The 12,019-nt window shown below is 71.9% G+C and carries 12 protein-coding genes; 2 read left to right on the top strand and 10 right to left on the bottom strand.

The annotated features are described in order from the left end of the window. Positions 1-232: 232 nt before the first annotated feature. Together ACWCSV_RS13495 and ACWCSV_RS13490 are read left to right on the top strand one after the other, a co-directional pair. Positions 233-862: a uridine kinase family protein gene (locus tag ACWCSV_RS13495; protein WP_451141645.1), complete on the top strand. Its 630-nt coding sequence runs from the start codon at positions 233-235 to the stop codon at positions 860-862. Positions 863-1,209: 347 nt separating this feature from the next. Beyond that, positions 1,210-3,117, top strand: coding sequence for an AAA family ATPase (locus ACWCSV_RS13490; protein ID WP_451141643.1), 1,908 nt, complete (start codon positions 1,210-1,212; stop codon positions 3,115-3,117). Positions 3,118-3,190: 73 nt separating this feature from the next. Here the strand turns inward: ACWCSV_RS13490 and ACWCSV_RS13485 are convergent, their stop codons facing one another. The 10 genes from ACWCSV_RS13485 to ribD form a co-directional block, all read right to left on the bottom strand. Further along, positions 3,191-4,303 carry a hemolysin family protein gene (locus ACWCSV_RS13485; RefSeq protein WP_451141641.1) on the bottom strand — a complete coding sequence of 371 codons (1,113 nt, stop codon included), beginning with the start codon at positions 4,301-4,303 and terminating at the stop codon, positions 3,191-3,193. Beyond that, on the bottom strand, positions 4,300-5,709 hold the full coding sequence (locus ACWCSV_RS13480) for a hemolysin family protein (RefSeq protein WP_451141639.1): 1,410 nt from the start codon (positions 5,707-5,709) through the stop codon (positions 4,300-4,302). The genes ACWCSV_RS13485 and ACWCSV_RS13480 overlap by 4 nt, the downstream gene beginning before the upstream one ends. Before the next feature lie 261 nt (positions 5,710-5,970). After that, complete coding sequence (locus tag ACWCSV_RS13475) at positions 5,971-6,432, bottom strand: PH domain-containing protein (RefSeq protein WP_451141637.1); 462 nt, start codon at positions 6,430-6,432, stop codon at positions 5,971-5,973. A 52-nt stretch (positions 6,433-6,484) separates the two neighbouring features. Next, positions 6,485-7,333, bottom strand: a complete 849-nt coding sequence (hisG, locus tag ACWCSV_RS13470) for an ATP phosphoribosyltransferase (protein WP_450774115.1) — start codon at positions 7,331-7,333, stop codon at positions 6,485-6,487. 96 nt (positions 7,334-7,429) lie between these two features. Then, the gene (locus ACWCSV_RS13465) at positions 7,430-7,702 is read right to left on the bottom strand and encodes a phosphoribosyl-ATP diphosphatase (RefSeq protein WP_266702246.1); all 273 of its coding nucleotides are present in this window, start codon (positions 7,700-7,702) and stop codon (positions 7,430-7,432) included. 34 nt (positions 7,703-7,736) lie between these two features. Further along, complete coding sequence (gene ribH / locus ACWCSV_RS13460) at positions 7,737-8,222, bottom strand: 6,7-dimethyl-8-ribityllumazine synthase (protein ID WP_327174659.1); 486 nt, start codon at positions 8,220-8,222, stop codon at positions 7,737-7,739. A gap of 50 nt (positions 8,223-8,272) precedes the next feature. Further along, a complete protein-coding gene (locus ACWCSV_RS13455) occupies positions 8,273-9,559 on the bottom strand; it encodes a bifunctional 3,4-dihydroxy-2-butanone-4-phosphate synthase/GTP cyclohydrolase II (protein WP_451141634.1) in 1,287 nt (428 codons plus the stop codon). Then, on the bottom strand, positions 9,556-10,200 hold the full coding sequence (pnuC, locus tag ACWCSV_RS13450) for a nicotinamide riboside transporter PnuC (RefSeq protein WP_451141632.1): 645 nt from the start codon (positions 10,198-10,200) through the stop codon (positions 9,556-9,558). The genes ACWCSV_RS13455 and pnuC overlap by 4 nt, the downstream gene beginning before the upstream one ends. Next, complete coding sequence (locus ACWCSV_RS13445) at positions 10,197-10,874, bottom strand: riboflavin synthase (protein WP_451141630.1); 678 nt, start codon at positions 10,872-10,874, stop codon at positions 10,197-10,199. Before ACWCSV_RS13445 ends, pnuC begins: the two co-directional genes overlap by 4 nt. Further along, the gene (gene ribD / locus ACWCSV_RS13440) at positions 10,874-11,986 is read right to left on the bottom strand and encodes a bifunctional diaminohydroxyphosphoribosylaminopyrimidine deaminase/5-amino-6-(5-phosphoribosylamino)uracil reductase RibD (RefSeq protein WP_451141628.1); all 1,113 of its coding nucleotides are present in this window, start codon (positions 11,984-11,986) and stop codon (positions 10,874-10,876) included. Before ribD ends, ACWCSV_RS13445 begins: the two co-directional genes overlap by 1 nt. Between the last annotated feature and the right edge of the window lie 33 nt (positions 11,987-12,019).

Here is a 12,019-nt window from a genome sequence, read left to right as displayed (position 1 = left end):
GGGAGTGCGGTGTACGGCGGGTGCGGCGCGCAGGTACGGCGTGCGTGTTCGACGTCGATCAGTGCGCCAACTATCGCGGGTCCCGGGCCCGCCGGGCCAGTGATTCACCCCGCGCGGACGGAGCAACATTGGACTGGTCCACTGGCACGCCGCCGCCCCGTGCCGAGCCGCCGGCACCGGTGTGACCTGCGGCGGATCGAGGGGGCCCGGCCCCGGCCCGTACTCTGGAACCATGAACGACCTGGCCGGACGCGCCCGCGGCCTCCTTGCCCTCTCCCCCTCCCTGGGCCCGGTGCGGCTCGTGGCGATCGACGGGCACGCGGGCTCGGGAAAGAGCACCCTGGCGACCCGGCTGGCCGCCGCCCTGGGGGGCGCTCCGCTGCTCCGGCTGGACGATCTGGCCACCCACGAGGAGCTGTTCGCCTGGACCGGCCGGCTCCATGAGCAGGTGCTGCTGCCGCTGTCGCGCGGGGATCGGGCGCGCTACGCCCCGTACGACTGGACCGCCCGCCGCTTCGGGCCCGAGCGGACGCTGGACCCCGCGCCGGTGGTGCTGATCGAGGGTGTGGGGGCCGGACGCCGGTTCCTGCGGCCGCGGTTGGCGGCGCTGTGGTGGATGGAGCTGGACCGCGATGCCTCCTGGGAGCGGGGCCGGCGGCGGGACGGACCGGCGCTCGAGAAGTTCTGGGAGGGCTGGACGGTCGCGGAGGACGAACATTTCGCCGCGGACCCTTCACGGCCGTACGCGGATTCGCTGGTACGCCAGTTGTCCGATGGTTACGAGTGGCTGACGGGGCCTCAGTCGACTGCGGCCGAGGGTCGGGATACTACGGAGGGTGAAGGCGGCAGGTCATCCGGTTGAGCCCCTGGAAATCGCCAGGCGCATGTTCCAACTCGGCTTGACCGGCGGGGCTTACAGGTCTTACGTTCTCAATGTGCGGCTTTTCGGAGCCCATCCAGGACACGAAGCCCCCGGTTGTTCCCCCGTGATCGGGGGCTTCGTTCTGCCCGCAGCCCCTCCCCCTCCGCACCACACAGGCCCTCTCCTTCACCGTCCGTCACGAGCGACACCGTTCCGGTGGTTTTCCGGGCTGGGTACGATGCTCGACGGCTCGGTCAATTCCCGCCCGCGAAACGGTGATTCGGAACGCTTCCGTGGGCATGCTGTGCGGGCGGGACATCCTGGGGCACAGTCGTGTGGGGGACCTGATGGACATCGGCACGCAGGGCGCGCACGCCCCTGCCGAACTGGCCTGGCTGCGAGGCGTGGACGCCTACACGGTGGGCGCCTACCCGCATGCCGAGGAGGAATTCCGGACCGCGGTGGGACTCGATCCCGGCATGGCGGACGCCTGGCTCGGCCTCCACGCGCTGCGCATCGACACCACCACCGCCCTGCTGAGCATGTACCGGCACCGCGGCCGCTTCGGCGAGCAGCGCACCCGGCACAAACGCACACTCAACTCGTGGTACTGGCTGGGCTGGTGGGTGCAGCCGGTGCTGGAGTCGCCGCGCGATCTGCTGCTGGCGCACGCGTCCCACTGGCTGGACGGCCGCCATGTTCCGGAGCTGGACCGGGCGTTGGCTGGGCTCCCGCCGATCGACACCGACGCCCAGGTGCGCTTCCTGCACGCGTGCCGGGCCTATCTCGCCAAGGACTGGGAGCAGTTGGTCCTCTACACCGAACGGCTGGTCGACGACCCGCTGCTCGGGATCGAGGCGCGGCTCTTCGGCGGGATGGCCCGGGTCAGGCTGGAGATGTACGGGCAGGCCGAGCCCCTGCTCTCCGCGGCGCTGATGCGCTGTCGCAGCGAGCAGCCGCAGCGCAAGGAGCTCCGGTACTGGCTGGCGCGGGCGCACGAGGGGACGGGGCGCAGCGCCGCCGCGCTCCCCCTCTACCGGGCGGTGCACCGGGTCGATCCCTCGTTCATGGACACCTCGGCCCGGCTGGCGGCCATCACCGATCACGACGGGTACGACGAGCCGGCCGGCCTCGCCCCGGCCGCCCTGAGCGGTTACGGCGCGGACGAGCTGGGCTCCGAGTCCCAGCCGGACGGCGACGCGCTGCTCGGTACGGACCTGGTGGACGGCCGTGACCCGTGGCTGGGCGGCGATCCGCTCGGCCCCGTCGCCCCGGTGGTCACGACCGCCCCGGAGGGTGCGCGCGCCAAGCGTCCCGGGTCCGGCCGTACCGGGCGTCCGGTGCTTCCCACCGGGCCGAGCGATCCGGCGCTGCTGGCCGACGCGCTCGCGGAGCTGGAGCGGATGGTCGGGCTCGATCCGGTCAAGCGGCAGGTCAAAGCGCTCTCGGCGCAGCTGAACATGGCGCGGCTCCGGGCCGAGCAGGGGCTTCCGGTCCAGCCGCCCAAGCGGCACTTCGTCTTCTCCGGCCCTTCGGGCACCGGGAAGACGACGGTCGCCCGCATCCTGGGCCGGGTCTTCTACGCCTTGGGCCTCCTCGGTGGCGATCACCTGGTGGAGGCCCAGCGGTCCGATCTGGTGGGCGAGTTCCTCGGCCAGACGGCGGTCAAGGCCAACGAGCTGATCGACTCGGCGCTGGGCGGGGTGCTCTTCGTGGACGAGGCGTACAGCCTCGCCAACTCCGGTTACAGCAAGGGCGACGCGTACGGCGACGAGGCGCTCCAGGTCCTGCTGAAGCGGGCCGAGGACAACCGGGACCATCTGGTGGTCATCCTCGCCGGCTACCCGGAGGGCATGGACCGGCTGCTGGCCACCAACCCTGGGCTCTCCTCACGGTTCACCAGCCGGGTCGACTTCCCGAGCTACCGCCCGCTCGAACTCACCGCGATCGGCGGGGTGCTGGCCGCCGCCAACGGCGACCTCTGGGACGAGGAGGCCCTGGACGAGCTGCGCAGCATCAGCGGTCATGTGGTCGAGCAGGGCTGGATCGACGAACTGGGCAACGGCCGCTTCCTGCGCACCCTGTACGAGAAGAGCTGCGCCTACCGCGATCTGCGGCTCTCGGGTTACGCCACCGCGCCGGGCCGCGCCGACTTGGCGACGCTGCGGCTGCCGGACCTGATGCAGGCGTACGGCGAGGTGCTCTCCGGCCGCGGCCCGGTGGGCCGGGGCCAGACGGAGGCACCGGGCGCGTAACGGCTCGATACATGACGGTGGGCCCGCCCGGCGGTCGCCGGACGGGCCCACACGTGTGACGGGAGGTTCTCCCTCAGCCGATGTCGGCCATGGCCGTCTTCGGCTCGGGCGACCGGTGCTCCGGGGGTACGTCGACCGTCCGGCGCGGTACCGAGACACGGTGGGCGGGGTCGCGGACCTCGCCCACCAGCATTTCCAGTACGTCCTCCAGGGCGACGAGTCCGAGGACCTTGCCCTGGGCGTCGGCGACCTGGGCCAGGTGGGTCGCGGCCCTGCGCATCACGGTCAGGGCGTCGTCCAGCGGGAGCTCGGCCCGTACGGTCGCCATCGGACGCCAGACGTGCTGGGGTACGGCGCGCTCGCCGTCCTCCAGGTCGAGGACGTCCTTGACGTGCAGGTAGCCCATGAACGGGCCGCCGCGCTCGGCGCGGACCGGGAAGCGCGAGAAGCCGGTCCGTACGGTGAGCTCCTCGACCCGGCGCGGGGTGACGGACGGGTCGACCGTCACCAGCGAACCGTTCTCCAGGAGCACGTCCGTGACGGGCCTGCTGCCGAGTTCCAGGGCGTCCTCCAGCCGTTCCTGCGCCTCGGGCTCCAGGAGTCCGGCCTGGCCGGAGTCCTCCACCAGCCGGTTCAGCTGCTCGCTGGTGAAGACGGCTTCGACCTCGTCCTTGGGCTCGACCCGGAAGAGCTTCAGCACGAGCCGGGCGCAGGCGCCGAGCGCCGCGGTGACCGGGCGGCAGAGCCGGGCGAAGCCCACCAGGGCGGGGCTGAGCCAGAGGGCCGTCTTCTCCGGGGCGGCCATCGCCAGGTTCTTCGGGACCATCTCTCCGACGACGAGGTGGAGGACGACCACGAAGACGAGGGCGAGAACGTACCCGAGCGGGTGGACGAACCCCTCGGGCACGTGTGCCGCGTGGAAGACGGGTTCCAGGAGGTGGGCGACGGTCGGTTCGGCGACGGCGCCCAGGGTCAGCGAGCAGACGGTGATGCCGAACTGTGCGGCGGCCATCATCTGCGGGAGGTTCTCCAGGCCGTACAGCACCTTGCGGGCGCGGGCCGATCCGCTCGCGGCGAGCGGTTCGACCTGGCTGCGGCGGACCGACACGAGCGCGAACTCGGCGCCGACGAAGAAGCCGTTCGCGAGGACGAGGAGACCGGCGAAGAGGAGTTGGACCAGGCTCATCGGGTGGCCTCCTGCAAGGTCCGGCCCATGGCCCGGCCGGAGGCCGCGGGGAGGGCGCCGTCCGGAAGATCCGTGCCGTCCGGCTGCCCGGACACGTCCGCGGTGCGGACGAAGCGGACCTGCTCGGCCCGGTAGTGGCCGACCTGGCGGACGGAGATCCGCCAGCCGGGCAGTTCGGTACGGTCGCCCGGGGCGGGGATGCGCCCGAGGAGGTCGGCGACGAGTCCGGCGACGGTCTCGTACGGTCCGTCGGGTACGTCGAGGCCTATCCGGCGGAGGCTGAGGACTCGGCAGCTGCCGTCGGCGTCCCAGCTGGGGCGGCCGTCCTCGCCGGTGACGGGGACCAGCTCGGGCCGGTCGGCGCCTTCGGCGTCGTGCTCGTCGCGGACTTCGCCGACGAGCTCCTCGATGATGTCCTCCAGCGTGACGACACCGGCGGTGCCGCCGTACTCGTCGACGACGACGGCTATCGGCTGCTCGTTGCGGAGCCGCTGGAGCAGCTGTTCGACGGGCAGGGACTCGGGGACCAGCAGCGGCGGGACGGCGATCCGGCCGGCCGGGGTACGCAGCCGCTCGGCGGCCGGGACCGCGAGGGCGTCCTTGAGGTGGACCATGCCGACGACCTCGTCGATGCGTTCCCGGTAGACCGGGAAGCGGGAGAGGCCGGTGGCGCGGGTCAGGTTGAGGACGTCGGCCGCGGTGGCGGTCGACTGGAGGGCGCTGACCCGGACCCGGGGGGTCATGACGTGCTGGGCGGTGAGACCGCCGAGCGACAGGGTCCGTACGAAGAGGTCGGCGGTGTCCTGCTCCAGGGTGCCGGCCTCGGCGGAGTGCCGGGCCAGCGAGACCAGCTCGCCCGGGGTGCGGGCGGAGGCCAGTTCGTCGGTGGGCTCGACGCCCAGCAGCCGGACCAGCCGGTTGGCGAGCGTGTTCAGCGCCGTGATCACCGGGCGGAGCGCGGTGGCGAAGCGGTGCTGGGGGCCGGCGACGAACCGGGCGACCTGGAGGGGCTTGGAGACGGCCCAGTTCTTGGGCACCAGTTCGCCGATGACCATCTGCACCGCGGAGGCGAGCAGCATGCCGGTCACCACGCTGATGGTGGGGACGGCCTTGGCCGGCAGGCCGGTGGCGGTGAGCGGGCCGGTGAAGAGCTGGGCGAGCGCCGGTTCGGCCAGCATGCCGACGACCAGCGAGGTGATGGTGATGCCGAGCTGGGTGCCGGAGAGCTGGAAGGAGAGTTCGCGCAGCGCGTCGACGACGGTGCGCGCGCGCCGGTCGCCCTGTGCGGCGGCGCGTTCGGCCTCGGGCTTCTCGACGGTGACGAGGCCGAACTCGGCCGCCACGAAGAAGCCGTTGGCCAGGATGAGAAGGAATGCCGCGATGAGCAGCAGCAGGGGGGTGGTCATGCCGCCGCCTCCGGGGAAGGGGCGGCGCAGGTACTACCGGACGATCCGTCCATTGCTGGAAGGAGTCACTCCTCGGGTCGCAGGAAAAGCCCCGCCGGTCTGCGGACCGTCTGGGCGGGGCGGGGCGCCACTCGGCGCCGCCGGACCCCAGAGTAGTCAAGAATCGGTGTGTCCGGGCAGGGGCTCACGGCCATCGGCCGGGCGCCCCCGCGCCGGCCCGTGTGCGCGGGGCCTGAATTCCCTCGGGCCCGGCCCGCACGTTCAGGCTCCGACGCCGCTGCCGTGCGCCGCGACGAGCCGGCGGAGCTCCCCGGCGTCCCGTACGGCCTGCTGCTTGGAGAGGCCGGGCTGGATGCCGAGGGCGGGCAGGCTGGTGCCGTCGCTGAGGCCGAGGAAGAGCCAGGGGTCGCCGGCCCTCAGGTTGACCTGGAGGATCTGCGCCCACGCGAGCCGCCGGGTCCGGGTGAGGTTGACGACGGTCACCCCGCCCTCGTCGGCGACGATCTTGGGCCGGGCGAGCATGACGAGGACCCCGGAGAAGAGGGCCGCGAAGACGATGAAGGTCACCCGGTCCCCCGGACCGAGGCTCTCCAGCATCATCGCCATGACGGTGATGACGACGAAGAGCGCCACCGCGATGGTGAGCAGGACCAGCCGGGTGAGGCCCGGCCGGAACGTGACCGGGAGGACCGGCTGTCCGGTCCGGGGGGTGGGGGCGGACATCAGGTGCTTCTGTCCTCTGCTCGAAGTGCTGGGTACGGGAGCCGGGCTCCGGTCAGAGCCTGCAGGCGTGGATCGCCGTGGTGAGGATGGCGCGGGCGCCGAGCTCGTACAGGTCGTCCATGATCCGCTGTGCTTCGCGGGAGGCGACCATGGAGCGGACGGCGACCCAGCCCTCGTGGTGCAGCGGGGAGACGGTCGGCGACTCCAGGCCCGGGGTGAGGGCGACCGCGCGCTCCAGGTGCTCGACGCGGCAGTCGTAGTCCATCATCACGTACGTCCGGGCGACCAGGACGCCCTGGAGGCGGCGGAGGAACTGCTGGACCTTGGGCTCGTCGGTGCCGGCGCCGGTGCGGCGGATGACGACGGCCTCGGACTTCATGATCGGCTCGCCGATCACTTCGAGTCCGGCGTTGCGCATGCTGGTGCCGGTCTCGACCACGTCGGCGATGACCTGGGCCACGCCGAGCTCGATGGCGGTCTCGACCGCGCCGTCGAGGTGGACGACGGAGGCCTTGACGCCGTTGTCCGCGAGGTGCTGGGCGACGATGCCCTCGTAGGAGGTGGCGATCGTCATGCCGTCGAAGTCCTGCGGGCCCTCGGCGGTGCCGGGCTTGGTGGCGTACCGGAAGGTCGAGCGGGCGAAGCCGAGCTGGAGGATCTCCTCGGCGTCGGCTCCGGAGTCGAGCAGCAGGTCGCGGCCGGTGATGCCGATGTCGAGGCGGCCGGAGCTCACGTAGATCGCGATGTCCCGGGGCCGCAGGTAGAAGAACTCGACCTCGTTGACCGGGTCGACGAGGACGAGCTCCTTCGACTCCTTGCGCTGCTGGTAGCCGGCCTCATGGAGCATCGCCATCGCAGGCCCGGAGAGTGAACCCTTGTTGGGGACGGCGATGCGCAGCATGAGCTCGGGTTTCCTTTGTACGAAGGAGTGTGCGGACGGTTCTGCGGGCGTGCGGAAGTGCTGGCGGTGCGGGCGTGCGGCGGAGGGAGGCGTCGCTCAGAGGTGGGCGTAGACGTCGTCGAGGGAGATCCCGCGCGCGACCATCATCACCTGGACGTGGTACAGCAGCTGCGAGATCTCCTCGGCGGCCGCTTCCTTGCCCTCGTACTCGGCGGCCATCCAGACCTCGGCGGCCTCCTCGACGACCTTCTTGCCGATGGCATGGACCCCCTTGCCCACCAGTTCGGCGGTGCGCGAGGTGGAGGGGTCGCCGTCCGCGGCCTTGAGCGTCAGCTCGGCGAAGAGTTCTTCGAAGGTTTTGTTGGCCATGATGGTCCCTAGAATACGGGGTCCCCGCCCGCCTTCAGCGCCAGGGTTCGCTGACGGTGCGCAGCGTGGTGGCGGTGGCGACGGCGGCGGTGACCGCTTCGTGGCCCTTGTCCTCGGTGGACCCTTCCAGACCGGCCCGGTCCAGTGCCTGCTCCTCGGTGTCGCAGGTGAGGACGCCGAATCCGACGGGGACGCCGGTGTCGACGGTGACCTGGGTGAGGCCGGCGGTGACGCCCTGGGAGACGTACTCGAAGTGCGGGGTGCCGCCGCGGATGATCACGCCGAGGGCGACGACCGCGTCGTAGCCGCGGCCGGCGAGGACCTTGGCGACGACCGGCAGTTCGAAGCTGCCCGGGACGCGCAGCAGGGTGGGTTCCTGGATGCCGAGTTCGCCCAGCGCGCGCAGGGCGCCGTCGACGAGGCCGTCCATGACCTTCTCGTGCCACTGGGCGGCGACGACCGCCACGCGGAGGTCCTCGCAGTTGCTCACGGACAGTTCGGGTGCGCCCTTGCCGCTCATGTTCTCTCCTACCGTTCTTCGGGTCGTCTTCGGATTCTGGGGGGGGCGGTCTACTGGTTGCCGCAGGTGGAGGCGGGCACGCCGTCGAGCCACGGCAGGTCGTGCCCCATCCGGTCCCGCTTGGTGCGCAGGTAGCGCAGGTTGTGCTCACCGGCCTGTACGGGCATGGGCTCGCGGCCGTTGACGACAAGGCCGTACCGGACCACGGCGGCGGTCTTGTCGGGGTTGTTGGTCAGCAGCCGGAGGCTGTGCACCCCGAGATCCCGGAGGATCTGGGCGCCGGCCGCGTAGTCGCGGGCGTCGGCGGGCAGGCCGAGTTCCAGGTTGGCGTCGAGGGTGTCGGAGCCGCGCTCCTGGAGTTCGTACGCGCGCAGCTTCTGGAGCAGGCCGATGCCCCGGCCCTCGTGGCCCCGGAGGTAGACGACGACGCCCCGGCCCTCGCCGGTGATCCGCTCCATGGAGGCCCGCAGCTGGGGGCCGCAGTCGCAGCGCTGGGACTGGAAGATGTCGCCGGTCAGGCACTCGGAGTGGATGCGGACGAGGACGTCCTCGCCGTCGCCGATGTCCCCGTGGACCAGGGCGACGTGTTCGACGCCGTCGGTCACGGAGCGGTAGCCGTAGCCGGTGAAGTCGCCGAAGGCGGTCGGCAGCCGTACCTCGGCCTCGCGCCGGACGGTGGGTTCGGCGCTGCGGCGGTAGGCGATCAGGTCCTCGATGGAGATGATCGTGAGGCCGTGCTTGCGGGCGAACGGCACGAGTTCGGGAAGCCGCAGCATGACGCCGTCCTCCCCCGCGATCTCGACGATCGCGCCGGCCGGGCGCAGTCCGGCGAGCCGGGCGAGGTCGACGGCGGCCTCGGTGTGGCCGTTGCGGACGAGCACACCGCCGGCGCGGGCGCGCAGCGGGAAGACGTGTCCGGGCCGGACGAAGTCGCCGGGTCCTGCCGTGCCGCCCGCGAGCATCCGCAGGGTGGTGGCGCGGTCGGCGGCGGAGATGCCGGTGGTGACGCCGTACTCGGCGGAGGCGTCCACCGAGACGGTGAAAGCGGTCTTCATCGACTCGGTGTTGTGCTGGACCATCTGCGGGAGTTCGAGCCGGTCGAGCTCGTCGGCCTCCATGGGGGCGCAGATCAGGCCGCGGCACTCGCTCATCATGAACGCGATGACCTCGGGGGTGGCCTTCTCGGCGGCGATGACGAGGTCGCCCTCGTTCTCGCGGTCCTCGTCGTCGACGACCACCACGGGGCGGCCGGCGGCGATGTCACGGATCGCCTGCTCGACGGGGTCGAGCGCGAGTTCGCGGTCGTGGTGCGAAGGGGTGGCGGGCTGGGCTGTCATGCCGTGGCTCCTTCCAGACCGGAGGTGCGGGTACGCAGCCACCAGTCGCGCATGCCCCACAGGACCAGGGCGCCGTAGATGACGTAGACGAATCCGGAGAAGGCGAAGCCGTTGGCGAAGTTCAGCGGGACACCGACGACGTCGACCAGCAGCCAGGCGAACCAGAACTCGACCATGCCGCGCGCCTGGGCGTACATCGCGACGATGGTGCCGACGAAGACGTACGCGTCCGGCCACGGGTCCCAGGACAGTTCGGGGTAGGCGGTGAACAGGCCGGCGACGGCCAGGGTGCCGACGAGAGCGCCCGCGAGCAGGACGCCGCGTTCGCGCCAGGTGGCGAACCGTACGGCTATGGAGCCGTCCTGCGCCTGCTGCTTGCCGCGGGTCCAGGAGTACCAGCCGAGCAGCGAGACGACGATGACCACGACCTGCTTGCCCGCGCTGCCGGAGAGGTGGGCGGAGGCGAACGCGAAGAGCAGGATCGCGCCGGACAGGAGCTGGGCGGGCCAGGTCAGCACGGACCGCTTCCAGCCGAGGGCCAGGGCTGTCAGACCGATCGTGTTGCCGATCATGTCCGACCACTTGATGTGCTGGTCGAGGACGGTGAACGCCTCGGAGTTGAGCCAGTCGGCGGCGTTCACTTCGCGGTCTCCTCGTCGGTGTCGCCCCGGCCTGCGGAGTAGATGTCGCCCGGGTTGCCGGAGCCGGTGACGCCCTGGTTCCCGGAACGGTCGCCGAGCAGGCGCTCGACGTACTTCGCGATGACGTCCACCTCGAGGTTGACCGGGTCGCCGGGCTGCTTGAGGCCGAGGGTGGTCAGCGCGAGGGTGGTGGGGATGAGGCTGATGGTGAAGTGGTCGGGCCCGGCGTCGACGACGGTGAGGCTCACTCCGTCGACGGTGATCGAGCCCTTCTCGACCACGTACCGGGTCAGTTCGGCGGGCAGCGAGACCTTGACGATCTCCCAGTTCTCCGAAGGGGTACGGGCGAGGATGCGGCCGGTGCCGTCCACGTGCCCCTGCACGATGTGGCCGCCGAGCCGGCCACCGAGCGCCATGGGGCGCTCCAGGTTGACGCGGGAGCCGGCGGTGAGCGCGCCGAGGCTGGAGCGCTTCAGCGTCTCGGCCATGACGTCGGCGGTGAACTCGTGCTCGCCGGTCTCGACGACCGTCAGGCAGACACCGTTGACGGCGATCGAATCGCCGTGCTTGGCGCCCTCGGTGACGACGGGGCCGCGCAGCCGGAAGCGGGAGGCGTCGTCGAGTTCCTCGACGGCGGTGACCTCACCCAGTTCTTCGACAATTCCGGTGAACACTAGTTTCCCTTCCGAGCGGTGGGATCCGCGGGAGCGGTGGTGGGGACGGCGGTGATGCGGAGATCGGGGCCGATGCGTACGGTCTCGGTCACATCGAGCCGCAACGCCCGGGCGATGGTGGAGATTCCGGCGTCGGCGAGGGCGGCGGGGCCCGCGCCGAGGAGGACCGGAGCGAGGTAGCCGACGACCCGGTCGACGGCCCCGGCGGCGACGAAGGCGCCCGCCAGGGTGGGGCCGCCTTCGAGGAGTACGGAGCGGACGGACCGCTCGTGGAGGGCGGCGAGGAGGGCGGTGACGTCCAGTCCGGTGGCGGCGCGCGGCAGCCGGAGCACGTTCCCCTCGGGCAGGTGGCGGGCGTCGGCGTCCTCGGCGACCGCGACCAGGGTCGGCGCGGTGGCGTCGAGGACCCGGGCACCGGGCCGTACGGCGGTGGCCGTGGTGTCCACGACGACGCGCAGCGGCTGGGTGGCGCCCTCGACGCCCCGGGCGCCGAGCTGCGGGTCGTCGGTGCGGGCGGTGCCGGAGCCGACGATCACGGCGTCGGCCTCGGCGCGCAGCCGGTGCACGTCGGCGCGGGACTCCGGCGAGGTGATCCAGCGGCTGGTGCCGTCGGCGGCGGCGATCCGGCCGTCGAGGGTGGCGGCGTACTTCCAGAGGACGTACGGGCGTCCGCGGCGCACCGAGGTGAGCCAGGCGGTGTTGCCGGCCTCGGCCTCGTCGGCGAGGAGTCCCCGCTCGACCTCGATCCCGGCGGCGCGCAAAGTGTCGGCGCCCCCGGTGGCCTGCGGGTTCGGGTCGCCGACCGCGTGGACGACGCGGGCGACGCCGGCCTCGATGAGCGCCTGCGCGCAGGGGCCGGTGCGTCCGGTGTGGTTGCAGGGTTCGAGGGTGACGTAGGCGGTGCCGCCACGGGCCCGTTCCCCGGCCGCGCGCAGGGCGTGGATCTCGGCGTGCGGTCCGCCCGCACGCTGGTGGAAGCCTTCACCGGCCGGCGCTCCGGTGGCGTCGGTGATCACGCATCCGACGACCGGGTTGGGGCTGGTGGAGCCGAGGCCGCGTGCGGCGAGCTCGATCGCTCGGCGCATGGCGGTGGTGTCGGCTGCGGTTGCCACCGGGTCCTCCTGCCTCTTCGGGCACGGACTCCG

It is taken from the genome of Streptomyces sp. NPDC001770, assembly GCF_053596135.1.
This window is presented reverse-complemented; position numbering and strand designations above follow the sequence as displayed.